Genomic DNA, 22763 nt, shown 5'->3' with positions numbered 1-22763 from the left:
GTGATGACTAAACGCGCCGTCCAAGACTGCTCGTAAACACAGAAACAACAAACCCAAAAGCCCCGGGCAAAACCCCGGGGCTTTTGCTATGTTTTTCTAACTTTTGGGAGCTTTGCAGGCTGCCAATAGGCGCCGGTGTCTTCGCGTGTTTTCTCATAGTCTTCCACGCGGCGCAGGGCGTTTTCTCCACCGGCTGCAAAGAGGTGGCTGAGCAGGCATTCCAGAACGGCCATCGCTCCGGAAAAGCTGGAGAAGTGGTGCATCGATCGCGTGCTGATTTGCAGACTCAGGTCAGGTCGAATACCGGGTGCGATCATATCGCTGTCCGAGATCAGGATGATCTTCAAACCTCGGTCCGCGGCGAAGCGCATGGTTCGGATCGTCTCGGACGAATAGGGTCGAACGGTTATGGCCAGCAGACAATCATCCGGCCCCGCATCCAGCAGATCGTCAGTTGCGGACCCCATGTGACGCGGGATCAGTTGCAAACCCGGATGGGCCATGCGGCCCGCATAGTGGAAGTAATGAGCGAGCGCATAACTTGCGCGCGTCGCTGTTATGAAGCAGCGGTTAGCGTTTAAGATAAGCTGGATCACGGCGCTTGTTTTCTCCGGATCCATCAAACGTAGGGATCTTGCCACGACGTTCATTTCATTGCGTGCAAACCCCGCCTGAGCGGTGTCGAACGAAGGGTCTGTTCGCTCCTCGCTCAACCAATTCTGATCCAAGCGGGTCTCGCCATCCGTGACCAGGGCATGTCGAAAGGGGTTGCGGAAAGCGTTGAAGCTATCAAAGCCCATCCGTTGGGCGAGCCGAACAAGAACGTTTGAGCTGACACCGATCTTCGTCGCGGTCATGCGGATCGGGTCGAGGCCAAAGTCGCCCGGATGGTCTATCACATATTTGGCTGCCGCCTGTAGTTGCGGCGGCATTTGGTCGATTGTTTGCCGGAGGGCAGAGATCAGAGGGCTTAGGGCGTCGGTCATAAAACAGAAGAAAACATATGTTTTTAAGATAACCAATTGAAAACGAACTGTATGGGCGTAGATCGAACCCATACAGAACGGAGAGTTTCATGACGTCCGAAGCAGGAAAACCCTATGTGCTTGTTGCCCCCAATGGGGCGCGGCGCGGGCATGCGGATCATCCTCAGCTGCCGGTGAGCTTGCGGGAAACCCTTCAAACCGCGCATGACTGCCACGCGGCCGGAGCGGACGGGCTGCATCTGCATGTCCGGGATTCGGAGGGGCGGCACTCTTTGGATGCGGGGCTGTATCGTGAAGCCCTGGGCGAGTTGCGCCAGCAGTTGCCGGGTCTGGAGGTGCAGATCACGACCGAGGCCGCGGGGGTCTATGATGCAGAGGCTCAATTCGAATGCTTGCGGCAGGTGCGACCCACTTGGGCCTCGATCTCTGTACGAGAAGTCGCGGAGATAGCGGATTGGGTCTACGGCCTGTGCCATGATCAGGGGACGCGCGTTCAACATATCCTTTACGATGCTGAGGACGCGGCTTTGTTGGCGCGATTACAGGCTGAGGGCGTTGTGAGGGCCGGGCAGGTCGATCGCCTGTTTGTTTTGGGCCGGTATGCGACGGGGCAGGAATCCGCGCCCGAAGACTTGGATCAGTTTCCGCTAGAGGGTGGTCCGTGGATGCTCTGCGCGTTTGGGGCAAAGGAACATGCGTGTTTGCTGAAGGCCACGCGGCAGGGCGGGGATGTACGCGTCGGGTTTGAGAACAGCCTGACGGACTCCTCAGGCCAGACCTGGCCGAACAATGCAGCGTCAGTTGCAGCACTCGTGTCGTTGATCAAGGGAGAACAAGAATGAGCCATGTGTTTCCGCGCCATACCAAAGCCGAGTTGCCTATCGCGGCAGGCGGCGACGGGTGTTACCTGATTGATGCCGACGGCAAACGCTATCTGGATTGTGGCGATGCGGCCGTGTCTTGCTTGGGGCATTCTAATCGCGCTGTGATCGAAGCTGTTCAGCAGCAGGTTGAACAGATCGCCTTTGCACATAGCGGTTTCATGACCTCGGAACCGGCAGAAGAGCTGGCCGATCTGCTGATCCAGCATGCTCCGGGCGATTTGGAGCGAGTGTATTTCGTGTCCGGCGGCTCCGAGGCGACCGAGGCGGCGATCAAACTGGCGCGCCAGTATTTCCTTGAGATTGGTCAGCCTGAACGTCGCCATTTGATCGCGCGTCGTCAAAGCTATCACGGAAATACTCTGGGTGCATTGTCTGCGGGCGGCAATTCTTGGCGGCGGGCGCAATTCTCGCCATTGCTGATCGAGATGACCCATATCGCGGCGTGTTATGAATACGCGGAAAAGCCCGCGGATGAGAGCAGCTTTGACTACGGTCAACGCGTCGCGAATGAGTTGGAGCAGGAGATCCTGCGACTTGGAGCGGAGACCGTCATGGCGTTCATGGCGGAACCAGTAGTCGGGGCAACTCTCGGTGCCGTCCCAGCGGTCGAGGGGTATTTCAAACGCATTCGCGAGATTTGTGACCAATACGGGGTTCTGTTGATCCTCGATGAAGTGATGTGCGGGATGGGCCGAACCGGGCATCTGTTTGCTTGCGATCACGATGGCGTCGCGCCGGATATTCTGTGCATCGCCAAAGGGTTGGGGGCTGGCTATCAACCGATTGGAGCCATGCTCTGCACGGATAAAATCTATGATGCGATCCAACACGGCTCGGGCTTTTTCCAGCATGGTCATACCTATATTGGCCATCCGGTGGCGACGGCTGCGGCCTTGGCGGTGGTTCGTGAGTTGACCAGCCGAGACCTGCCCGCGCGAGCCAGTGTGATGGGGGCTAAACTTCAGTCAGCGCTGGAAGCGGCTTTTGGGCAGCACGCTCATGTGGGCGATATCCGAGGCCGGGGCCTGTTTCGCGGGATTGAACTGGTCGCGGATCGCGAAAGCAAAACTTCGTTCGATCCGAAGTTGGGGGTGGCTGCAAAGATCAAAAAGGCTGCGATGGCCGAGGGGTTAATCTGTTATCCGATGTCGGGGACGCGCGACGGCAAGGCCGGAGATCACATCCTTCTGGCTCCACCATTCATCATCGAAGAGGAGCAGATAGACGAACTTGTCGCTAAGCTGGGCCGGGCGATCGCCGCCGCGATCTGACAATCCCGTGACAGCCCTTTTTGCCCCAACCAAATTCAGTAGGTTTGACGCGAAATGAAAAGAGGGCGCGGCCATGGCGCAGGATATTTGGCATAGTTTCCGAGCGTTACCCCTTTGGGTGCAAATCTGGGTGGCCGTGATTTTGGTTCCGGTCAACCTGATGCCGCTGTTCTTTCTAGACCAGCCGCAGGGGGTATTGATTGCCGCTCTTGCGATCACGGGAATGGCGTTGAACCTGCCGATCATGATGGCCGCGCGCGGGATGAGCGGGGCGATGGCCCTTCCGCATCTCCTGTGCTGGGTTCCGCTGGTGATTGTAGTGGTGGGACTTCTGAGCGCTGCAGAAACGCTCAACCCCAACTATGTTCGGTACCTGTGGCTGCTGTTGATTGTCGATGTCATCTCGTTGGTTTTCGACGTGCGGGATGCGGCCCATTGGATGCGCAGCCGAAAGCCAGGATGAAATAAGCCCCTTCGGAGATCGAAGGGGCTTGGGCATTTGCGGTGATGGACCGAGTTATTTCTGCGGCAGCGGGCCGATCATCATGATCATCTGACGGCCTTCCATCTTGGGCATATTCTCAACTTTGCCCAGTTCCTTGATATCTTCGGCGACGCGCTCCAGCAATTCGCGACCCAGGTTCTGGTGCGCCATCTCACGGCCGCGGAAGCGCAGGGTGACTTTGACCTTGTCGCCCTTTTCCAGAAACTTATAGACGTTCTTCATTTTGACTTCATAGTCATGCGTGTCGGTGTTGGGCCGGAATTTGACCTCTTTCACCTCGATGATCTTTTGTTTCTTGCGGGCTTCGCTTTCGCGTTTCTGCTGTTCGTACTTGAACTTGCCAAAGTCCATGATCTTGCAGACCGGCGGGTTCGCATTGGGCGAGATCTCGACCAGGTCAAGGCCGGCATCGGCGGCAAGTTGCATGGCTTTGGCGGGATGAACCACCCCGACATTTTCACCTTCGGCACCAATCAGGCGGATTTCGGGGGCACGTATCTTTTCATTGACGCGCGGGCCAGTGTCTCTCTGCGGCGGCGCGTTGTGGGGTCTGCGAGCTATGGGTTCATTCCTTTGATGATTGCAGAATTTCGAGGTGGGAATTTAGACGGGTGCGCGCAGTGTTTCAAGCAGCATAAAGGCTTAAAGACTGGAAATTCCCACGATTGATCACTGGAAACTGCTGGCCGGGACCCGACGGACCCGGCCAAACTGGTTGATCAGCCGACAAATGCTTTTTCGATCACAAACTCTTTGGGCTCCGAGTTTGCACCTTCGCGCAGGCCGAATTCCTCAAGGATTTCCTTGATGTCCAAGTTGAATGCAAGCGAACCGCAGACCATCGCACGGTCGGTTTCCGGCTTGATACCGCCTTCGATCCCCAAATCGGCAAACACAGTGCCGTCTTTCAGCAGGTTGGTAATGCGGCCCATCTTCGGGCTCTCTTCCCGAGTCGTTGTTGGGTAGTACCGGATCTTGTCGGCAAAGCCTTCGCCCATCAGCTCGGCCAGCATTTCGTCCTGACGGATTTTCTCGATCAGTTGGCGGCCATATTCCAGCTCGGCCACTTCACGGCAGGTGTGGGTGATGATCACCTGGTCATAGTCCTCATAGGTCTGAGGCTCGCGCAGCAGCGAGGCAAAGGGGGCAAAGCCAGTGCCGGTGGCGAAGAACCACAGGCGTTTGCCGGGCAGCAGGGCGTCATGCACCAGTGTGCCCACGGGCTTGGGCCGCAGGATGATCTGGTCGCCGGGCTGGATGTGCTGCAGCTTCGAGGTCAGCGGGCCGTCCTGCACTTTGATTGAGTAGAACTCCAGCTCTTCGTCCCAAGACGGAGACGCAATCGAATAGGCGCGCAGCAGCGGTTTCTGCCGACCAGTTTTCGGATCAGGATCGCCCATCAGGCCGATCATCACGAACTCACCCGAGCGGAAGCGCAGCGTCGCAGGGCGCGACACCCGGAACGAGAACAGGCTGTCGGTCCAGTGTTTGACCTCGGTCACGGTCTGGGCGTCCGGCAGAACGGGGGCCTTTACGGCGGTTGCTTCACTCACGGGCTTCATCTCTGTCATCGTTTCGCTATCGGTCTGCTAAACCGACATCTCCGTTTAATCTTTGATCCAAGTCAGGAAAAGGGGCGAAATGCCCCTTTAGTTTCACAAGCTGGCGATGTGGGGTCAGCCCCGCAGGCGGGCCTGGTAGTTGTTTTCTTCCCAGTTGGCGCGCGCCAACCATTGATCTTCGGGCTGGCGAGAGGCGAGGGCATCGTCGATCTCGACCTCGTCAAAGCCGCTGCGGCGGGCCATGGCGTATTGATCGGCCAGAACGTGCCCTTTGGCGCGCAAACGGCCCGTATAGCCTTTCAGGCGCAGCACGCGGGCAATGGTGAAACCGCGACCATCTGCCGAGGACGGGAAGTCCACCCGCACCATCTGTGCATTGCCGAGACGCTCGACCAGCTCATCCGGGTCGGTGTCCGAGGCCACATCAAGCGCCACAACATCATTGGCCGCATCCTCAAGCGTGACAAAGCCGTCGGTCCAGTCATCGGGGGAAAACCCCTCATCCGATACAATTACGTTCATGTTTTTTCTCCAGCGCGCACCATTTTGCCGTCGACGAAATGGATGCCGCATTCTTCTTTGTTCTGGTTGCGCCAACGTCCGGCGCGAGGGTCTTCGCCTTCCTTGACCGGCGAGGTGCAGGGCGCACAACCGATGGAGGGATAGCCTTTGGCCACCAGCGGATGGCGGGGCAGGTTGTTTTCATCCATATAGGCGCGCACGTCCTCGGGCGCCCAATGGGCCAGCGGGTTGACCTTGATCCGGCCTGTGCCGTCCTCGACCTCAAAGAACTCGAGCGCAGCGCGGGTGCCCGCCTGAAACCGCTTGCGACCGGTGATCCAACCGCGATAGCCGGTCAGGGCCTGTTGCAGCGGGAAGGTCTTGCGCAGGTTGCAGCACGCATCCGTATCCCGCAGACGCAGCGCGCTATAGGGGTCCTCACGCTGAATGTCCTCATCCTCGGCGTGGATGATCTTGACGTTCTTCAGGCCGAGGCGCTCGCTGACATCCTGTTGATATTCAAGCGTTTCTGCAAACAGCATCATGGTGTCGACAAACAGAACCGGCGTCATCTGGTCGACAACGGCAGCCATGTGCAACAGAACAACCGACTCGGCGCCAAAGCTTGATACCAGAGCCAGATCGTCGATTTCCTCAATCGCTCCGTGCATGACGTCATGCGCCGAGTGATGGCGGAACCGGGCGTTCAACGCGGTGACCTTTTCGGTCAGTTCAGCGCGGTCTTTTCCCAGTTCCGTCTGGATCAGGTCAAGCGGCATTGGCCTGTACCTCGGGGTAGAGTGCAGCCTTGAAGGGCGCCATACCGACACGGCGGTAGGTTTCCAGGAAGGTTTCTTCAGCGCTCTCCCGCTGGTTCAGATAAGTGTCGACGATGCGCTCGACGGCGGGAACGATCTCATCATAGGCAAAGCCCGGGCCTGTGCGGTCGCCAATAGCCGCGGTCTCGGTGCCGTCGCCGCCCAGAGTGATCTGGTAGTTTTCGACACCCGCACGATCCAGACCCAAGATGCCGATATGGCCGACATGGTGGTGACCACAGGCGTTGATGCAGCCCGAGATCTTGATCTTCAGGTGGCCGATATCATGCTCCAGCTTCAACTCGTCAAAGCGGGTCGCGATCTGTTCCGCAACCGGGATCGAGCGGGCTGTGGCCAGCGCGCAATAGTCCATGCCGGGGCAGGCGATGATGTCGCTGATCAGGCCGATATTGGCTGTGGCCAGCTCGTGCTCTTTCAACTTGGCGTGGATCGCGGGCAGGTCCGATTTGTGGACATGCGGCAGGATCACGTTCTGCTCATGGCTGACGCGCAGTTCGTCATAGGCGAACTCTTCGGCCAGATCGGCCATCACACGCATCTGCTCGGCGGTTGCATCGCCCGGCGTTTTCCCGTGCTTCTTGATCGAGATCGTGACGATCGCGTGGTCCGCGTTCTTGTGCGGCGCGATGTTGGTGTCGACCCACGACCGGAAGACCGGATCGTTGGTATAGGCGGACTCAAAAGACGCAACCGAAGCTTCGCGGAAGGCTGGAGCCGCAAAATGGCCCTTGATCTCTTCCAGTAGAGCCATGTCGGCGCCTTTGAACTGCGGGCGAACCTGCAAGAAGCGTTCGTTGACCTTGGCGCGGATGGCGTCGATGCCATGCTCGTGCACTGTGATCTTAATGCGTGCCTTGTATTTGTTGTCACGGCGACCGATCTGGTTCCAAATGGAAACGGTGGCTTCTAGGTAAGCCAACAGGTCGTCGAAAGCGACGAACTCGGACAGTTCCTTGCCGATCATCGGGGTCCGGCCCAGGCCACCGCCCACGATCACGCGGGCGCCCAAAACGCCGTCACGTTCGACCAGTTGCAGGCCGATGTCATGTGCCTTGATCACGGCGCGGTCGTTCTCTGACCCGGTGATGGCGATCTTGAACTTACGCGGCATGAACTGGAATTCCGGGTGGTCAGTCGACCACTGGCGCAGGAGTTCGGCATAGGGGCGCGGGTCGGCGACCTCATCCGCAGCGGCACCGGCGAAATGGTCGGCGGTCACGTTTCGGATGGTATTACCCGACGTCTGGATAGCGTGCATGCCAACTTCGGCGAGCGCGTCCAGCATATCCGGCACGTCTTTCAGTTTCGGCCAGTTGTACTGGATGTTCTGACGGGTGGTGAAATGGCCATAGCCTTTGTCCCACTTCTCAGCCAGCAGGGCCAGTTGGCGTATCTGCGCGCTGGACAGCGTGCCATAGGGAATGGCAACGCGCAGCATATAGGCGTGCAGCTGCAGATACAGGCCGTTCATCAAGCGCAGCGGCTTGAACTCATCTTCAGTCAGTGAGCCGTCGATGCGGCGTTCGACCTGTGCGCGGAACTGACGGTTGCGCTCGGCCAGGAATGCTGTGTCAAACTCGGAGTAGCGATACATGTGTAGCTGTCCTTAAATGCAGCCCCGAAACCTTGGGGCCTTAATGGGGAGAAAGGGGCCGGAGGTCAGGCCCGGGGCTGCGACTGTGTTTCCTGCTTGCCATGGGCATAGTTCGAGGGTCCGGTGCGGCGGAACTCCTCTCGGAAATGGGTGGGTTCGGGGCCGTTTTCAGTTGCAACGGCATCGGCCAGATATGCGCCGACGATCTTGTTCGCTTGACGCGCGGCGTCCAGCAAACGGACCTGTGCATGGGCCTCATCGGTGATCAGCTCGGCCTCGGACAGTTCACGCGACCAGCGGTCATCTTCGGTTTGATAGATCACGTCACCTTCGAGCAGATCGTTGGCAGTGACAACTTTGGGGGTAAAAGCGCGGGCCATCAGGCATGCTCCTTTTTGAATTCAGTCAGGGCCAGGGCCGCTTGGCGCGGAGCGAGACCATAAAACATGAGGGCTGGGCCTTCCATCTCGGCCGCAGACAGATCTTTCGGCAAACGATCCAGATTGGTTTCCAGAATGCGTTGGTCAGGGCGCGAGGCGTTCTCGATCAGCGTCACAGGAGTATGGCGGTCGGCACCGTGCATGATCAGGCGGCCTTGAATGAACCGTGCTGATTTCTTGCCCATATAGACCGCCGCAACCGATCCCTCGCGTGCAAGGGCCGCCCAGTCGTGATCCGCGAACCCCTTCATATCGTGGCCGGTCAGAAACCGAACCGAGGAGTTGCGACCACGACGCGTCAGGCTTTGACCGATCCCAGCCACGGCGGCAGAGGCCGCAGTGATACCCGGCACGATCTGCCACGAGATACCTGCGGCCGCGACCGCCTCAATCTCTTCATCTAGACGCCCAAACACGGTCGGGTCGCCCGATTTCAAACGCACAACACGTTGGCCTTTGAGGGCGTGAGAGACCAACAGCGCGTCGATGTCTTCCTGTTTCCACGAAGGACCGAAACCGGCCTTGCCCACATCGACCAGAACGGCCGATTGACCAGCCAGTTTCAGAACCTCTGCACTGATCAGGCGATCATGCAGAACGACATCCGCCCGCTCAAAGGCTTTGACCGCCTTGAGCGTGAGCAAATCCGGATCACCGGGTCCTGCGCCGACAAAATCGACGTGACCTAGGATATGTTTTGACTCCGACTGCGTCATCTTCTGTTCCAGTTGGTTTGACTTGTCCTGATATATAGGAAATATTCCCGGTATGGCGCCATATGTCGTGCTAAATAAGAACATGCGTTCTAATTGATTTGAAATTTGGAACGCTGGTTTCGAAACGTAAGGAAAATTGGAATGTCGGTGCGAATAGACGACACAGATCGGAAAATTCTGGCTGAGCTGCAGCGTGATGCCAGCCAATCTCTGGACGAAATAGCGGCGCAGGTCGGCAGTTCCAAGACGCCTGTTTGGAATCGAATCCGCAAATTGAAGGGGGCCGGTATCATCGGTCAACAGACCGTTTTGCTTGATGCTGAAACGCTTGGTTTCGAGGCCACGTTCTTTGTCTTAATCCGAACGTCCGAGCATGAGGCCGAATGGCAGCGCAAGTTCCTGAAAGCCCTGCGTGATCAACCCGAAGTTCAAGAAGCCCATCGGCTGGCAGGGGACATCGACTACATCCTGAAAGTGAGGGTTAAGAATGCCCGCGCCTATGATCAGTTCTACCAACAACTGATCTCAGAGGTACGTGTTCACAATGTGACCGCCCTTTTGTCGATGGAAGAGATCAAGTCGACCACGATGCTGCCTCTCAACGCTTTGGTGGAGAGCTAGCAATAGATTGGGGGCGCTGCCCCCGCCGCCCCTGAAGGGGCGACCCCCCCCCGAGGTATTTTTAGCCAGATGAATAAAGCATCCCATGCTTCATCTGGCCCTAAATATCCCCGCCGGAGGCATCGTACGGTAGCGCGGTTTTCTTGAATCTTTTGCCCGCCCGGAGGCTGATTTATTTCGTCTTTGCGGCGGGATGCAGTCTGGCACGAAGCTTTTTGGAAGTTGTGCAGACTTGCCATAAGACGCCGCCAATGCAAGACCGTAGGACATGCAGCGTATTTTGGTCATTGCCGGATTTCTACTAATGGTCGGAGTTTTGTCTTCGACTGTATGGTCCTATGGCTACCGGCAGGCTGTGTTTCAACTCAGCGAGAAGGCCGAGGCGGATCTGGATCTGGCGGCGGATAGGTTGACCACTCAGTTGCAGGTATATCAGGAACTGGCGGTGCTGATGGCGAGCCACCCCGTGCTTGAGGATCTGGATACACTATCCGGACGCGCCACCGCGCAGGCGTTGCTGTTGGAGGTCGCGGATAAAACGGCGGCGGTCGAGGTTCTTTATGCCGACCGGTCCGGGGCGGTTCTGGCGGCGGCGCATGAAAGTGTCGCTGGCTCGGTCCAAGACAATCCAGCTTTCACACGCGCCATGCAAGGCGCGCTAGGGAGCGCGCATGGTATTCTGCCGGGGCCCGGCAATCGGATTTTCACCTATGCTGCGCCCGATTTCGATATCAGCGGAGCGGTGATTGGGGCTTTGATCGTGATTGCCGACGTCGAGGACATTGAGCAAACATGGCGTGGCAGCACCGAAGCGGTGTTTTTTGTTGACCACTCCGGTCTGGTTTTCATTTCGAACCGGTTGGAATTGTTGATGTGGCAACGCGTGGGCGCAGAGATTGGCTTGACCCCTCCGGATGGCCAGACGGTTTCTTTTCAGGCGCGGCGCTTGGGGCCATATGAACTCTGGACACTGGATTGGAGCCCATATCTGCCGCGACGGGCTTTGCATCTTGTCAAGGAATTGCCAGTGATCGGCATGACCGGCGAGGTCTTGATGGATGTCGCTCCGGCCCGGCGATTGGCCGGCTTGCAGGCCGCGACAGTTGCAGCCCTCTGTTTGGCTTTCGGCGCGTTGTTGTTTCTGGCGACCGAGCGTAGGCGCACGCTGACAGAGGCGAATGCCGTCCTGGAAACCCGTGTGGCAAAACGCACCAAAGATCTGACGAAAGCAAACGCCGCGCTGCGCCGCGAGATCACAGAGCGGCAGGAGGCCGAAGCCGCCCTGAAGCGCGCGCAGGCCGATCTTGTGCAAGCTGGTAAGTTAAGTGCACTCGGACAGATGTCCGCCGGGATCAGCCATGAATTGAACCAGCCATTGATGGCGATCCAGCAGTTTGCCGACAATGGCTCAGCTTTCATGGAGAGAGGGAAATCCGAGAAGGCCGCGGAAAATCTGGGTCGAATTTCTCAGATGGCAGCACGTATGGCGCGGATCATCAAGAACCTACGCGCATTTGCCCGCAATGAAAGCGAACCGATGGGGCGCGTGGATCTGGTGCAGGTTCTGAACGCTGCGGTCGAGTTGACCGAAGCACGGCTGCGTTCCGAAAGTGTCTCGCTGGACTGGTTCGCGCCCGAACATCCTGTCTTTGTCTGGGGGGGCGAGGTTCGGTTGGTGCAGGTTTTTGTGAACTTGATCAACAACGCAGCCGATGCAATGAGCCAACAAGAAGACCGCCGCATTCAGATCGCGATTTATCCGGGTGAAAAGCTATCGGTTATTGTGCGGGACATCGGGCCGGGGATCGAGAACACGGAAAAGCTGTTCGAGCCGTTTTATTCGACCAAGGCTGTTGGCTCATCCGAAGGGATGGGGCTTGGGCTTTCGATCTCATACGGTCTGGTCCAGAGCTTCGGTGGCAACATCCGTGGGATCAACACGGAAGAAGGGGCAGAGTTCACAGTCGAACTGGAGCCCTGCGAGAAGGAACAGGCTGCATGACTCGGGTCGTTTTGTTGGTGGATGACGACGCTGCGGTGCGCGAGGCGCTGGCCCAGACCCTCGAACTGGCCGAGTATCAACCGATTGCGGCGGGGTCTTTTGTGGCGGCCAAAGACCACATTCGAGCTGATTTTCCGGGTGTCATCCTCTCAGACATCCGGATGCCGGGGCGGGATGGGTTTCATCTGCTCAGCTACGCGCAAGAAATCGACCCGGAGTTGCCGGTGGTTTTGCTGACGGGTGAGGGTGACATTCCGATGGCGGTTCAGGCCATGGGGCAGGGGGCCTTCGACTTTCTGGAGAAACCCTGTGCCGCGGCGGACCTTCTGGCGGTTCTCGACAAGGCGTTTGATGTCCGTACGCATATCATTCAGCAGCGGGCGTTGAAATCCGAGCTGGAACGCGGAGACCCTGCGGCGCGACTTTTGTTCGGCCTTTCGCCTCTGGCCGAGACCTTGCGTGAGCGGGTGCGTAACGTCGCTCCGACCGGGGCCGAGGTTCTTGTTACCGGTCCGGCGGGCAGCGGGATTTCCAAAGTCGCCGAGGTTGTTCATCTGATGTCGCCCGTTGGGCAGGGACCGTTCGTCAAACGCGCGGCGGCCGGATTGAGCGTTCAGGAATTCGCCCAAGCCTGCGAAGATGCCAAGGGCGGATCCCTGTTTCTGGACGAGATATCGGTGATGCCGCAGGCTACTCAGTATGAAGCGCTGGAAATGATTGAGCGCGGCGCAGGGGCGCGGATTATTGCGGGCACGACCTCGGACCTGTCTGCGATCTCTGCAGAGGGCCGATTCAACGCCGATCTCTACTACCGTCTGGATGTGATGCGGGTGCGTATTCCATCTCTGGCGGAGCGTCCCGAGGATATTCCGACGCTCTTTCGTCACTATGTCGCGCAGGCCGCCGAGCAGGCAGGGATTCCTGAACCAGACGTGTCGTCCGAGCATCTTGCGGCGTTGATGGCCGGCGATTGGCCGGGCAATGCGCGCTCTTTGATGTCGTCGGCCATGCGGTTTGTTTTGGGAATGCCCGAGGAGGTTGCACAGGCGACGGATCTGGGCTTGAACGAGCAGATGGCACGGGTGGAACGATCGTTGCTGATCGCTGCGTTGGGGCGGCACAACGGCAAGGCCTCGGACGCGGCGAAGGCGCTGAAGCTGCCGCGCAAAACGTTCTACGACAAACTGGCGCGGTATCAGATTCGGCCCGAGGATTACCGGCGATAGGAGGCCCTCCCGCCAGCTTTACCCGCATTTGCATGCGGTTAAAGCTGTTGGGCCAAGCAGTCCGCCAAGGCGGACTGCGGGTGGTGCTAGAGCGATTCGGGGGTGATTCGAAAAACTGTGCGGGATTCCGCACAGCGTCGTAGAGAGATGTGCGGGATTTCGCACATGTGCGATCATGGTCAAATTCCGTGTTTTAAATTTAGGTTTTAATACGCTGTTTTAAAAAGATAAATCCTGACATCCCAAAGTCTGTTACAAATTGTTGTTTCACCGTGAAGCAGTCTGTTCACTGCCGTCCATACGGTGCCGAGATGGGGCCGATGAGACAATTCGAGGAAGTCTGGGAGGAAAACAGATGAAATTCCTAACAACAGCAGCCACAGCGCTGGCTTTGACGGTAACGGCGACGGCGGGCATGGCTGCGTGTGACGATGGTGAGATCGTCGTAAAGTTCGCGCATGTGACGAACACAGACAAGCACCCCAAAGGTATCGCTGCCTCGCTGCTGGAACAGCGCGTCAATGACGAGATGCAGGGCGTTATGTGCATGGAGGTCTATCCGAACTCGACGCTCTACAATGATGACAAGGTTCTTGAGGCGATGCTTCAGGGCGACGTCCAGCTGGCCGCACCCTCGCTGTCCAAGTTCGAAAAGTTCACCAAGCAGTTCCGCCTCTTCGACCTGCCGTTCATGTTCAAGAACATTGACGCAGTAGATGCCTTCCAGGCCTCGGATGCCGGTCAGGCAATGAAGGACAGCATGCAACGCCGCGGTCTGCAAGGGCTGGCGTTCTGGCACAATGGCATGAAGCAGATGTCGGCGAACAAACCGCTGGAAACGCCTGCCGATGCAGATGGTCTGAAATTCCGCGTGCAGTCCTCGGACGTGCTGGTCGCGCAGATGGAAGCCATCGGTGGCAGCCCGCAGAAAATGGCGTTCTCTGAAGTCTATGGCGCGCTGCAACAGGGCGTTGTCGACGGGCAGGAGAACACCTGGTCCAACATCTACGGCAAGAAGTTCTTTGAGGTGCAGGACGGCATCACCGAGACCAACCATGGCATCATCGACTATCTGGTCGTGACCTCGGTGGACTGGCTGGACAGCCTCGACCCCGAAGTGCGTGACCAATTCCTGACCATTCTGGCTGAGGTCACCGAGACCCGTAACAAAGAAGCCTTTGCCGTGAACGAAGCCGCCAAGGCCTCGATCACCGAAGCGGGTGGCATCATTCGTCAGCTGACGCCCGAACAGCGTCAGGCCTGGGTCGACACAATGAAACCGGTTTGGGACCAGTTCGCGGATGACGTCGGTCAGGACAAGATCGACGCCGCTCAGGCCATTAACGCTGGGTTCTGATCCCGGTTCAGGCCGCGCGCTGGGGACTGGGGAGTAATCTGCGCGCAGGCCGGGCGGGCCAAACAAAGGCCCGCCCCAACACTCTCATCATCATAAAAAATGTGGGGACAGATAGATGTCTGGTGCGAAATCCGGCCCGACTGGGCTGGTCGACCATATCGAAGAAACCCTGATCGCGGTGTTGCTTGGCCTGATGACGGCCGTGACCTTTGCCAACGTGATCGCGCGGTTCTTCTTCAACTCGAATATCCTGTGGGCGCTTGAGCTTACGGTCTTCCTGTTTGGATGGCTGGTGCTTTTGGGGGCGTCCTACGCCGTCAAGAAACACGCCCATCTGGGCGTTGATGCCATCCTGAACATGCTGGCCCCTGCGCCGCGTCGGATTCTAGCGCTGATCTCGGTAGCCTGTTGTCTGGCGTTTTCGCTGCTGTTGCTGAAGGGGTCATATGACTATTGGGCTGTCTTCGCGGATCTGCCGCCAACCTCGGGACGCTGGTTTCCCACGGGTCTGAACTTCGACGCGCGCAGTCAGAGCTTTTACGAGGTTGACGATATCCCGATAATCGCGCCTTTCCGCTTTCTCGAGGACTTGATCAACTACGGCGAATATTACGAAAAGCTGCCCAAAGTTGTTCCTTACTTCATCCTACCGCTGTCGATGTTGCTGCTGGTGATCCGCTTTGCGCAGGTCGCTGTGCAGATCTGGCGGGGTGAGGCGGACCGTCTGGTCGCCAGTCACGAGGTTGAGGACGAGATCGAAGAGGTTCGTGCGCAGCAAGGAGAGCATGACTAATGGACGTTGTACTTCTATTTTCCATGGTCATCGGCCTGCTACTGATCGGGGTTCCGATTGCGGTGGCACTTGGCCTCAGCTCGACCCTGTTCCTGCTGATCTATTCCGACAGCTCTCTGGCTTCGGTTGCGGGCACATTGTTCGAGGCGTTCGAGGGGCATTTTACCCTGCTGGCAATTCCGTTCTTCATCCTCGCGTCGTCCTTCATGACGACCGGAGGTGTCGCGAGGCGGATCATCCGTTTCTCGATTGCCTGTGTGGGACACCTTCCGGGAGGTCTGGCGATTGCGGGCGTCTTCGCTTGTATGTTGTTCGCAGCGCTTTCAGGGTCGTCCCCTGCGACTGTTGTGGCCATCGGCTCAATTGTCATCGCAGGGATGCGTCAAGTGGGCTACTCAAAGGAATTCGCCGCTGGTGTGATCTGTAACGCCGGTACGCTGGGTATCCTGATCCCGCCTTCGATTGTGATGGTTGTCTATGCGGCCGCCGTTGAGGTCTCGGTCGGGCGTATGTTCCTTGCGGGGGTCATCCCTGGCCTGATGGCTGGTTTGATGTTGATGATCACCATTTACGTCATGGCCAAGGTCAAGAACCTGCCCAAGGGCGATTGGAAGGGCTGGGGTGAGATCTTTGTCTCCGCCCGTGAAGCCGGTTGGGGCCTGTTCCTGATCGTGATCATCCTCGGTGGTATCTATGGGGGCATCTTCACCCCGACGGAGGCTGCTGCAGTGGCGGCTGTCTATGCCTTCTTTATCGCGAGCTTTGTCTACAAGGATATGGGGCCGCTCAGCACCGAGGAAGGCACGCAGAACCTGTCGCTGCTGAAAAAGCCCTATGCGTTGCTCACGGCTTTCTTCCACCCTGATACCAAGCACACGCTGTTCGAGGCCGGCAAGCTGACCGTCACGCTGTTGTTCGTGATCGCCAACGCGCTGATCCTCAAGCACGTGCTGACGGATGAGCAAGTGCCGCAACATATCGCCAGCGCCATGCTGTCCGCAGGGCTGGGTCCGGTGACCTTCCTGATCGTGGTGAACGTGATTTTGCTGATCGGCGGTCAGTTCATGGAGCCTTCGGGCCTGCTGGTGATCGTGGCGCCTCTGGTGTTCCCAATTGCGATCGAGTTGGGCATCGATCCGATCCATCTGGGCATCATCATGGTCGTCAACATGGAGATCGGGATGATCACACCTCCGGTCGGGCTGAACCTGTTCGTGACCTCGGGCGTAGCCGGGATGCCGATGATGGGCGTTGTGAAGGCCGCGCTGCCGTTCCTGGCTGTGCTGTTCGTCTTCCTGATCATGGTGACGTATATCCCGTGGATATCCACCTTCCTGCCCAACACCTTCATGGGGCCGGAAATCATAACCAACTAGGGGTGATAAACGAGTGTGAACCGGGCGAGTTTTCTCGCCCGGTTTTTTCATGTCTTGAAGACGGGTGCAGAGTACTTACCTAAGGCGCCAGAGGACGACCTCCCCATAAAGGGCGATCATTCGGGACGACCCGAAAATCCTAAAGGGGGCCGTGATGTCCTGGATTCTTCTTCTACTTGCCGGCCTGTTGGAAATTGTCTGGGCCGTTGCCATGAAGCAATCGGCTGGTTTCACGCGGCTGTGGCCCACGGCTGTAATGGGCGTGTCAATGATCGGGTCCTTCGCCTTGCTGGCGCTTGCGATGCGAACCCTGCCTCTGGGGACGGCTTATGTGATCTGGACGGGCATTGGCGCGGTGGGCGCGTTTTTGGTTGGCATCATGTTTCTGGGCGAGGCTGTCACCGCCACGCGTATCTGCGCAGCGGTTCTCATTGTCGCAGGCCTAATCACGATGAAACTGGCCTGAGGGTCCTTAGGCGGTTTCCAGCGCTTCAACGATGCCTGAGAAATCGGCCGCTTTCAGGCTGGCCCCACCGACCAACGCGCCATCCACATTGGACACGCCGAAAATCTCGGCCGCGTTGGACGGTTTGACCGAACCACCATAGAGCAGACGCACCGAGCGCCCGACGCCCTCGCCAAAGCGGCGCTCAAGCCTGGCGCGGATGAAGTCATGGACCTCTCCGATCTCATCCAAAGTCGGTACCTTGCCGGTGCCGATGGCCCAGATCGGTTCGTAGGCGACAATCAGGTTCTCACCGGTGGAGCGGTCCGGGATCGACCCCGACATCTGACCTCCGATGATGTCCAGCGTATTGGCGGCCACGCGCTGCTCAAGGCTTTCGCCGACGCAGATGATCGCCTGGAGGCCAGCCTCCATCACGGCGTTGGCCTTGGAGCGCACATCTTCGTTCTGTTCGCCATGGTCTTCGCGCCGTTCGGAATGCCCCAGAATCACGGCCGTTGCTCCGGCGTCTTTCAGCATCTCGGCGCTGGTGTCGCCGGTATGCGCGCCTGAAGTTGCGGCGTGGCAATCCTGTCCACCGACGGTCACGCCCGTGCCTTGGGTGCGTTCCGCGGCCCGGTGCAACAGCGTGGCGGGGGGGCAGATCAGGACATCGACGCTGGGCGAGGGGTGTTTCGCGGCCAAGGCGTCCAACTCGCTCAGCGCCGCGCTGGTTCCGTTCATTTTCCAGTTTCCAGCCGCCAGTTTACGCCGCATCTCCGCGTCTCCCTTGTCGCTATCTTGAGGTTTTTCCATGCGATATCACCCTTGGTCCGGCCTTACAATTCCGGTTGAAGTTCCGGTACCGGAAAGGCAGGGTCCGCGCAGCGATTCCGAGGGCGCCATGATCGACAAACTCAACCTTGAAAAATTGGACAATCAGGACATTGATGAGCTTGCCAGATTGCTACGGGCCGTCGGTCAGGTGGGGTTTCTGACCGTTGGCAACACTGGGCTTGGCGCTGAGCGGGTTCAGGACGTGATTGAGGCCTACAGCGCCTTTTTCCATTTGCCTGAGCAGGAGAAAAAGTCGGTTGATATGGCGTCAACTGGCTCGAACCGGGGTTGGGGCGCGCCGAAATCCGAACAGGTCGATCCAAACGCAAATCCCGATTTCAAGGAAGTGTTCGATTGCGGCTTTGAGTTGCCGCCGGAAAACCCATATCGTGCTGAGAATCTCAGCGTCTATGCGCCCAACCTTTGGCCTGCAAAGCCTGAAGGGTTCCGAGAGGCTGTTCAGTCCTACTACACCGACGCCTGCGATGTAGCGATGCGCGTTCTGCGCGCAATTGCGGTTGCTCTGGGGCGCGGCTCGGACAGTTTCGACGACGCTTTTGACACGCCCATGGCGTTGCTGCGTGGCAACTATTACCCTCAGCGTCCGGATTGGGCTGGGGAGAAGGATTTTGGCATCGGCGCGCATACCGATTATGGCTGCGTGACCCTGTTGGCGACCGATGGCACTGCGGGGCTTGAGGTGCGGATGCCCGATGGCAGCTGGGAAAAGGTCGAGGCCGAACCGGGCGTGTTCATCATCAACTTTGGTGAGATGCTGGAATTCTGGACCGCTGGCCGCGTCAAAGCGACCGAGCATCGGGTGGTTGGTGGCACGAATGAAAGGATCTCGGTCCCGCTATTCTTTAACCCGTCCTACCACACGAACGTGGCCCCTCCGACGTCAGACCAGGTGATCACAGCCGGAGAGCACCTGACACGGCGTTACAACGAGACCTACGTTCACTTGAACGCAAGTTAGGATTGCTGGGCGAGGGTTTCGTCGAACTTGATGGATTCGCCGCAACCGCAGGCGTCGACAACATTGGGGTTCTTGAACTTGAACCCGGATTCCAGCAGCGAAACCTCGTAGTCGATTTCGGTGCCGAACAGGAACATCTGCGCCATTGGAGCAATCATGACGCGTGCACCGTCTTGTTCCACGACCTCGTCATGGGGATCGGCCTCATCCACGTAGTCCATGGTATATTCCATGCCCGCGCAACCACCTTTTTTCACGCCGATGCGCAAACCGGCATGTCCGCCGGACTTCATCAGGCGGGTGATCTGCTCTGCCGCTTTGGGCGTCATGGTCACGGCTTGTTTGCCGGGGATGCCGAACATCTGAGTCTCCGTCGTCGCGCGATAGATTTAATTTAGGGTCGTCTTTCAGCAGGCTCAAGTCAGAGCGCCCTTAGAAAATGAAATTTGATACCTAAAGCACAATTGTGTCCATGTTGCTTTCGCATTGAGGATAGGCTTAGCCTGTTTTTGGGTGATCGCAGCCACGCGCTTGAGATCAGAGATCTCTTTTGGGGAGAATATATTAAAATGAATAGGTTAGAAGGTAAAGTGAAGGTGTGTTTAAGGGCTTTTTTGGTTGGCGGGAGTCTTGTGGCCCTGTCGGTTCCAGCTACTGCCGATGAAACTCTGAAACGACATCCTATCAACTGCGCAACCGCCGAAGGCGATCTGCGTGCGATTGCAGCTGAGAAGAAACATGCTGAGGACAAGCAATTGGAAAGCGTCGCGGCCATCACACCTGCTGGCGCTTTGCTGGGTTTGGTGACCGGGACCGAGGGCAAGCGGTTGCAGATGCTGTCCGGTGACTACATCAAGCAGCTCGATGCGCGATCGGATGAAATCAAGGCCAAGTGCGGGGTAAGCTAGGGCTAAAAAAAAGACCGCCCTCGGGCAAGGGCGGTCCAATTTCGGGGCCGGTACCATGGGGGGCGGTGTCTTCCAGTCAGGCCCATTTGCAAGAGCTTTTGGGAATACAAACACTTGCGCCGCATGTGTCCCGCAGTACTGTGACAGTAGCTCTACACTTTGGTAACAGAAGGGTTAACCTTTTGTGACAAAGGCTTAGCTAGGTGCTGATGTTACATAAAGCCCAGCTCTAGCCGCGCTTCGTCTGACATCATCTCCATGCCCCAGGGCGGTTCCCAGGTCAGTTCGACGTCGACTTCTTTCACGCCAGCGACGGGTTCGATGGCTTCCATGATCCAGCCTGGCATGTCTCCGGCGACGGGGCAGCCCGGGGCGGTCAGAGTCATGATCACCTTGACGGCGTTGTCGTCCTTGATGTCGATCGTATAGATCAAACCCAAGTCGTAGATATTGACCGGAATTTCCGGGTCAAAGACCGTCCGGCACGCTTCGACCACCTGATCATACAGGGGGTGTTCTATGCTCGATGGCGCAATCAAGGGTGTGCCTTCTAACTGTTCACTCGGGTGAGTCATCTTTGCCTCGGGTCAGTTGCCTGAGTGTTTATATAGGGAACAGGTCTGGCAGCGTCCAGTCGTGCAGTGACTCTTGGGCGCTGCCGGTGCTTAGTCGTTGATATCTCGCTCAAAGGTTTTCACCTGCCCATGCGGGTGCGCGAAGGTCTTACGCAGGGCCAGCCATGCGACCAGCGACAGAACCGCGAAGATTAGCATCAGAACCGGCAGAGAGGGCGTAAGACCCGGGATCATAAGCAGCAGGCCAGTGCCCGCTGCCCCGATAGCGAATCCTAGAAAGATGAACCCGGGCAGGACGATCTCGAGAATGCCGAGCGCCAGAGCGCCCGCCATCCAGATCCACCACGTCATCCAAAACGGGTCAGCCATCATTTAACCCCTTTGAGCATTTTAAACGCATCGCCAAAGGCCTCGAGCGCATTGGCCGGCACGACAATCGTTTGCTTACCCGTACCATTACCCAGAGCGTTCAGCGATTCCACCTGTTTCAGAGCAACCTGGTACTGAGCGGCCTCGATGCCGTTGTCCTGAATGGCCTTTGCAACAACGCCGGTTGCGTAGGCTTCGGCTTCGGCCTCAATGCGGCGGGCCTTTGCGGTTTGCTCGGCCGCGTAGAGTTCGGCGTCCGCCTGCAGCTCGACCGCGCGTTTCTGACCTTCAGCCTCAGTGACTTGAGCGCGGCGCGCGCGTTCCGCGTTCAACTGCTGCAGCATCGCATCGCGAGTGGCCTGATCGAGGTTCACATCCAGAATCTCGGCCCGGGTCACTTCGATACCCCAGTCGTCGACAGCGGTTTCTACGCTGGCCTGAATTTGCGCAATCAACTGCGCGCGGTTCGATTGGACCTCATCCAGGTCCATCTTGCCGATTTCAGCCCGCACGATACCCGCGACCGTGGTCGCAATCGCGCCGTCCACATCACGGATACGGTAGACAGTCTTTTCCGGCTCGAGAATGCGATAGAAGACCGAGGTATCGATCTGTACCAGCACGTTATCCTTGGTAATCGCGTCCTGCGTTGCGTTGGGCAACTGGCGCTCAAGAATGGATATCTTGTGACGTGCAACATCCAGAAACGGAACGATAAAGTTGATCCCCGGCCCAAGGACCGAGTGCAGGCGCCCGAACCGCTCCACCACATACTTCTCAGATTGGGGAACGATTTTGATACCTTTGAAAATGACGACCACCACCAGAATGGCGGCCAACAGGTAAATGATATTCGACGAAAGCAATCCGATGATCTGCTCTTCTGTCATAACTGTCCTCTTTTATTGTGTACTATAGTATACATTTGGGGATTGAGTCGCCCGATTTCAACTCTGATATGGCGGGAACCGGGGTGGTTGCAAATCCAGAATACCCGAAATTTACGGCTGAACCTAAAGTCAGTGACCGCTTTGCATCTGTGAATGCTTGCGCTATCGGGTGAGGATGAAACTGATAATCGACACAGACCCCGGCATCGACGATGCAATGGCGATTGCCTACGCTGCGGCCGCACCCGAGATTGACCTGATCGGGCTAACCACCGTTTTCGGAAACACCCATGTCCATCAATCCAGCCGCAACGCGCGCTATCTGGTTGATAAGCTTGGACTAGCTGTCCCGGTGGCACAGGGCGCCCCCTTTGCTCAAGGCGAGGACGACCATCGCCCATCCGAGCATGTGCATGGGCCGGAAGGCTTTGGTGATCTGACCGAAATCCCAGAGATCGGGCAGAACCACGACCTGAGCGCGGCCGCGTTTCTGGTTGAAACGGCACGCCAACATCCGGGTGAGCTTGTCGTGTGCGCGGTCGGCCCCTTGACCAATATCGCGGATGCAATGGCTCTGGATCCCGAATTCGCCTCGAATCTTAAACGCCTGGTGATAATGGGCGGCGCAGTCTATTGCCCCGGCAACATCACGGAACATGCCGAAGCGAATATTTACCACGACGCCAAAGCCGCCGACGCGGTGTTTTCGGCACCGCCTGAGACTGTTCTGGTTGGTTTAGATGTGACGCTGAAAACGCTCTACAAGAGTGCTGATTTCGAGGATTTGGCCCTGAGATCGCCTGATATGGGGGCATTTCTGCGCGATATCTCTCGGTTCTATCTGAAGTTCTACAAAGAGATCGGAGGGTTGGAAGGCTGCGGCCTTCACGACTCGACCGCCGTCATCGCCTGTACCCATGATCATATGTTCGACTCCGTTCAGACCGGATTGAAGGTGGCAACCGAGGGAGAGGCAATCGGAGCCACAGTCCCGGATGAGGGGCGGCCCCCGGTTTGGGTCTGCCGGGACGTTGACGGGGCAGGGGTTGTTGATCTGTTTACGGCCCGCGTGGCCTCTCTGCCCTGA

25 protein-coding genes and 1 pseudogene are annotated in these 22763 nt (G+C 57.8%); 13 read left to right on the top strand and 13 right to left on the bottom strand.

What is annotated here, in order from left to right:
* Window positions 1-86: 86 nt before the first annotated feature.
* Entirely contained in the window at window positions 87-986 is a 900-nt protein-coding gene (locus ACR0IP_RS03640) for a MurR/RpiR family transcriptional regulator (RefSeq protein WP_170373567.1), read from the bottom strand.
* Window positions 987-1075: 89 nt separating this feature from the next.
* Here ACR0IP_RS03640 and ACR0IP_RS03635 point away from each other — a divergent pair, with 89 nt between their 5' ends.
* The 3 genes from ACR0IP_RS03635 (at window position 1076) to ACR0IP_RS03625 (ending at window position 3604) form a co-directional block, all read left to right on the top strand.
* A complete protein-coding gene (locus tag ACR0IP_RS03635; protein ID WP_170373568.1) occupies window positions 1076-1828 on the top strand; it encodes a beta-keto acid cleavage family enzyme in 753 nt (250 codons plus the stop codon).
* Complete coding sequence (locus ACR0IP_RS03630) at window positions 1825-3141, top strand: aspartate aminotransferase family protein (RefSeq protein ID WP_170659444.1); 1317 nt, start codon at window positions 1825-1827, stop codon at window positions 3139-3141. The genes ACR0IP_RS03635 and ACR0IP_RS03630 overlap by 4 nt, the downstream gene beginning before the upstream one ends.
* 73 nt (window positions 3142-3214) lie before the next feature.
* Complete coding sequence (locus tag ACR0IP_RS03625; RefSeq protein ID WP_480523841.1) at window positions 3215-3604, top strand: hypothetical protein; 390 nt, start codon at window positions 3215-3217, stop codon at window positions 3602-3604.
* A gap of 54 nt (window positions 3605-3658) precedes the next feature.
* Here the strand turns inward: ACR0IP_RS03625 and infC are convergent, their stop codons facing one another.
* The 7 genes and pseudogenes from infC to cobA all read right to left on the bottom strand — a co-directional run.
* Complete coding sequence (gene infC, locus ACR0IP_RS03620; protein WP_475216281.1) at window positions 3659-4120, bottom strand: translation initiation factor IF-3; 462 nt, start codon at window positions 4118-4120, stop codon at window positions 3659-3661.
* A gap of 245 nt (window positions 4121-4365) precedes the next feature.
* Window positions 4366-5217, bottom strand: coding sequence for a ferredoxin--NADP reductase (locus ACR0IP_RS03615; protein ID WP_480523839.1), 852 nt, complete (start codon window positions 5215-5217; stop codon window positions 4366-4368).
* Between the two features lie 105 nt (window positions 5218-5322).
* Entirely contained in the window at window positions 5323-5730 is a 408-nt protein-coding gene (locus ACR0IP_RS03610; RefSeq protein WP_170373572.1) for a DUF934 domain-containing protein, read from the bottom strand.
* Entirely contained in the window at window positions 5727-6488 is a 762-nt protein-coding gene (locus tag ACR0IP_RS03605) for a phosphoadenylyl-sulfate reductase (RefSeq protein ID WP_480523837.1), read from the bottom strand. The genes ACR0IP_RS03610 and ACR0IP_RS03605 overlap by 4 nt, the downstream gene beginning before the upstream one ends.
* Window positions 6478-8142, bottom strand: coding sequence for a nitrite/sulfite reductase (locus ACR0IP_RS03600; protein WP_480523835.1), 1665 nt, complete (start codon window positions 8140-8142; stop codon window positions 6478-6480). Before ACR0IP_RS03600 ends, ACR0IP_RS03605 begins: the two co-directional genes overlap by 11 nt.
* A 65-nt stretch (window positions 8143-8207) precedes the next feature.
* On the bottom strand, window positions 8208-8522 hold the full coding sequence (locus ACR0IP_RS03595; protein ID WP_480523834.1) for a DUF2849 domain-containing protein: 315 nt from the start codon (window positions 8520-8522) through the stop codon (window positions 8208-8210).
* A pseudogene (gene cobA / locus ACR0IP_RS03590) lies at window positions 8522-9268 on the bottom strand (uroporphyrinogen-III C-methyltransferase); the annotation flags it as partial. The pseudogene cobA and the gene ACR0IP_RS03595, both read right to left, overlap by 1 nt.
* A 171-nt stretch (window positions 9269-9439) precedes the next feature.
* On the opposite strand from cobA, the gene ACR0IP_RS03585 reads away from it, so the two are divergent.
* The 7 genes from ACR0IP_RS03585 to ACR0IP_RS03555 all read left to right on the top strand — a co-directional run bounded on the left by ACR0IP_RS03585 (window position 9440) and on the right by ACR0IP_RS03555 (window position 17139).
* Complete coding sequence (locus ACR0IP_RS03585; protein ID WP_480523832.1) at window positions 9440-9919, top strand: Lrp/AsnC family transcriptional regulator; 480 nt, start codon at window positions 9440-9442, stop codon at window positions 9917-9919.
* Between the two features lie 268 nt (window positions 9920-10187).
* Complete coding sequence (locus tag ACR0IP_RS03580; RefSeq protein WP_480523830.1) at window positions 10188-11921, top strand: sensor histidine kinase; 1734 nt, start codon at window positions 10188-10190, stop codon at window positions 11919-11921.
* Entirely contained in the window at window positions 11918-13147 is a 1230-nt protein-coding gene (locus ACR0IP_RS03575) for a sigma-54-dependent transcriptional regulator (RefSeq protein WP_170373579.1), read from the top strand. The genes ACR0IP_RS03580 and ACR0IP_RS03575 overlap by 4 nt, the downstream gene beginning before the upstream one ends.
* Before the next feature lie 355 nt (window positions 13148-13502).
* Complete coding sequence (locus tag ACR0IP_RS03570) at window positions 13503-14504, top strand: DctP family TRAP transporter solute-binding subunit (RefSeq protein WP_170641417.1); 1002 nt, start codon at window positions 13503-13505, stop codon at window positions 14502-14504.
* A 115-nt stretch (window positions 14505-14619) separates the two neighbouring features.
* Window positions 14620-15297 (top strand): TRAP transporter small permease, encoded by a 678-nt coding sequence (locus tag ACR0IP_RS03565; protein WP_170659452.1) that lies wholly within the window; start codon window positions 14620-14622, stop codon window positions 15295-15297.
* A complete protein-coding gene (locus tag ACR0IP_RS03560; RefSeq protein ID WP_170549035.1) occupies window positions 15297-16673 on the top strand; it encodes a TRAP transporter large permease in 1377 nt (458 codons plus the stop codon). The genes ACR0IP_RS03565 and ACR0IP_RS03560 overlap by 1 nt, the downstream gene beginning before the upstream one ends.
* A gap of 154 nt (window positions 16674-16827) precedes the next feature.
* Window positions 16828-17139 (top strand): DMT family transporter, encoded by a 312-nt coding sequence (locus ACR0IP_RS03555; RefSeq protein ID WP_480523827.1) that lies wholly within the window; start codon window positions 16828-16830, stop codon window positions 17137-17139.
* A gap of 6 nt (window positions 17140-17145) precedes the next feature.
* On the opposite strand, the gene tpiA is transcribed toward ACR0IP_RS03555, so the two are convergent.
* Entirely contained in the window at window positions 17146-17895 is a 750-nt protein-coding gene (tpiA, locus tag ACR0IP_RS03550) for a triose-phosphate isomerase (RefSeq protein ID WP_480523864.1), read from the bottom strand.
* A 127-nt stretch (window positions 17896-18022) separates the two neighbouring features.
* On the opposite strand from tpiA, the gene ACR0IP_RS03545 reads away from it, so the two are divergent.
* Window positions 18023-18934: an isopenicillin N synthase family dioxygenase gene (locus tag ACR0IP_RS03545; RefSeq protein WP_480523825.1), complete on the top strand. Its 912-nt coding sequence runs from the start codon at window positions 18023-18025 to the stop codon at window positions 18932-18934.
* Here ACR0IP_RS03545 and ACR0IP_RS03540 read toward each other — a convergent pair.
* A complete protein-coding gene (locus tag ACR0IP_RS03540) occupies window positions 18931-19296 on the bottom strand; it encodes a HesB/IscA family protein (protein ID WP_170467154.1) in 366 nt (121 codons plus the stop codon). The two genes, ACR0IP_RS03545 and ACR0IP_RS03540, sit on opposite strands and share 4 nt — an antisense overlap.
* Before the next feature lie 147 nt (window positions 19297-19443).
* On the opposite strand from ACR0IP_RS03540, the gene ACR0IP_RS03535 reads away from it, so the two are divergent.
* Window positions 19444-19842: a hypothetical protein gene (locus ACR0IP_RS03535; RefSeq protein ID WP_480523822.1), complete on the top strand. Its 399-nt coding sequence runs from the start codon at window positions 19444-19446 to the stop codon at window positions 19840-19842.
* 212 nt (window positions 19843-20054) lie between these two features.
* Here ACR0IP_RS03535 and ACR0IP_RS03530 read toward each other — a convergent pair whose 3' ends face one another.
* The 3 genes from ACR0IP_RS03530 to ACR0IP_RS03520 all read right to left on the bottom strand — a co-directional run bounded on the left by ACR0IP_RS03530 (window position 20055) and on the right by ACR0IP_RS03520 (window position 21676).
* The gene (locus ACR0IP_RS03530) at window positions 20055-20417 is read right to left on the bottom strand and encodes an SUF system Fe-S cluster assembly protein (protein ID WP_170458085.1); all 363 of its coding nucleotides are present in this window, start codon (window positions 20415-20417) and stop codon (window positions 20055-20057) included.
* Window positions 20418-20507: 90 nt separating this feature from the next.
* Complete coding sequence (locus ACR0IP_RS03525; protein ID WP_480523820.1) at window positions 20508-20786, bottom strand: NfeD family protein; 279 nt, start codon at window positions 20784-20786, stop codon at window positions 20508-20510.
* On the bottom strand, window positions 20786-21676 hold the full coding sequence (locus ACR0IP_RS03520; RefSeq protein WP_170373587.1) for an SPFH domain-containing protein: 891 nt from the start codon (window positions 21674-21676) through the stop codon (window positions 20786-20788). The genes ACR0IP_RS03525 and ACR0IP_RS03520 overlap by 1 nt, the downstream gene beginning before the upstream one ends.
* A gap of 175 nt (window positions 21677-21851) precedes the next feature.
* On the opposite strand from ACR0IP_RS03520, the gene ACR0IP_RS03515 reads away from it, so the two are divergent.
* Window positions 21852-22763, top strand: a complete 912-nt coding sequence (locus ACR0IP_RS03515) for a nucleoside hydrolase (RefSeq protein ID WP_480523818.1) — start codon at window positions 21852-21854, stop codon at window positions 22761-22763.

This window comes from Ruegeria sp. AL11 (assembly GCF_056540865.1).
This window is presented reverse-complemented; position numbering and strand designations above follow the sequence as displayed.

Coding starts and splice junctions, on each gene's coding strand:
- ACR0IP_RS03545 (WP_480523825.1), top strand. CDS start 18,023: ATGATCGACAAACTCAACCTTGAAAAATTGGACAATCAGGACATTGAT.
- ACR0IP_RS03580 (WP_480523830.1), top strand. CDS start 10,188: ATGCAGCGTATTTTGGTCATTGCCGGATTTCTACTAATGGTCGGAGTT.
- ACR0IP_RS03525 (WP_480523820.1), bottom strand. CDS start 20,786: ATGGCTGACCCGTTTTGGATGACGTGGTGGATCTGGATGGCGGGCGCT.
- ACR0IP_RS03555 (WP_480523827.1), top strand. CDS start 16,828: ATGTCCTGGATTCTTCTTCTACTTGCCGGCCTGTTGGAAATTGTCTGG.
- ACR0IP_RS03540 (WP_170467154.1), bottom strand. CDS start 19,296: ATGTTCGGCATCCCCGGCAAACAAGCCGTGACCATGACGCCCAAAGCG.
- ACR0IP_RS03635 (WP_170373568.1), top strand. CDS start 1,076: ATGACGTCCGAAGCAGGAAAACCCTATGTGCTTGTTGCCCCCAATGGG.
- ACR0IP_RS03600 (WP_480523835.1), bottom strand. CDS start 8,142: ATGTATCGCTACTCCGAGTTTGACACAGCATTCCTGGCCGAGCGCAAC.
- ACR0IP_RS03515 (WP_480523818.1), top strand. CDS start 21,852: ATGAAACTGATAATCGACACAGACCCCGGCATCGACGATGCAATGGCG.
- ACR0IP_RS03610 (WP_170373572.1), bottom strand. CDS start 5,730: ATGAACGTAATTGTATCGGATGAGGGGTTTTCCCCCGATGACTGGACC.
- ACR0IP_RS03585 (WP_480523832.1), top strand. CDS start 9,440: ATGTCGGTGCGAATAGACGACACAGATCGGAAAATTCTGGCTGAGCTG.
- ACR0IP_RS03640 (WP_170373567.1), bottom strand. CDS start 986: ATGACCGACGCCCTAAGCCCTCTGATCTCTGCCCTCCGGCAAACAATC.
- ACR0IP_RS03625 (WP_480523841.1), top strand. CDS start 3,215: ATGGCGCAGGATATTTGGCATAGTTTCCGAGCGTTACCCCTTTGGGTG.
- ACR0IP_RS03565 (WP_170659452.1), top strand. CDS start 14,620: ATGTCTGGTGCGAAATCCGGCCCGACTGGGCTGGTCGACCATATCGAA.
- tpiA (WP_480523864.1), bottom strand. CDS start 17,895: ATGCGGCGTAAACTGGCGGCTGGAAACTGGAAAATGAACGGAACCAGC.
- ACR0IP_RS03615 (WP_480523839.1), bottom strand. CDS start 5,217: ATGACAGAGATGAAGCCCGTGAGTGAAGCAACCGCCGTAAAGGCCCCC.
- ACR0IP_RS03595 (WP_480523834.1), bottom strand. CDS start 8,522: ATGGCCCGCGCTTTTACCCCCAAAGTTGTCACTGCCAACGATCTGCTC.
- ACR0IP_RS03560 (WP_170549035.1), top strand. CDS start 15,297: ATGGACGTTGTACTTCTATTTTCCATGGTCATCGGCCTGCTACTGATC.
- ACR0IP_RS03605 (WP_480523837.1), bottom strand. CDS start 6,488: ATGCCGCTTGACCTGATCCAGACGGAACTGGGAAAAGACCGCGCTGAA.
- ACR0IP_RS03630 (WP_170659444.1), top strand. CDS start 1,825: ATGAGCCATGTGTTTCCGCGCCATACCAAAGCCGAGTTGCCTATCGCG.
- ACR0IP_RS03530 (WP_170458085.1), bottom strand. CDS start 20,417: ATGACTCACCCGAGTGAACAGTTAGAAGGCACACCCTTGATTGCGCCA.
- ACR0IP_RS03520 (WP_170373587.1), bottom strand. CDS start 21,676: ATGACAGAAGAGCAGATCATCGGATTGCTTTCGTCGAATATCATTTAC.
- ACR0IP_RS03570 (WP_170641417.1), top strand. CDS start 13,503: ATGAAATTCCTAACAACAGCAGCCACAGCGCTGGCTTTGACGGTAACG.
- ACR0IP_RS03575 (WP_170373579.1), top strand. CDS start 11,918: ATGACTCGGGTCGTTTTGTTGGTGGATGACGACGCTGCGGTGCGCGAG.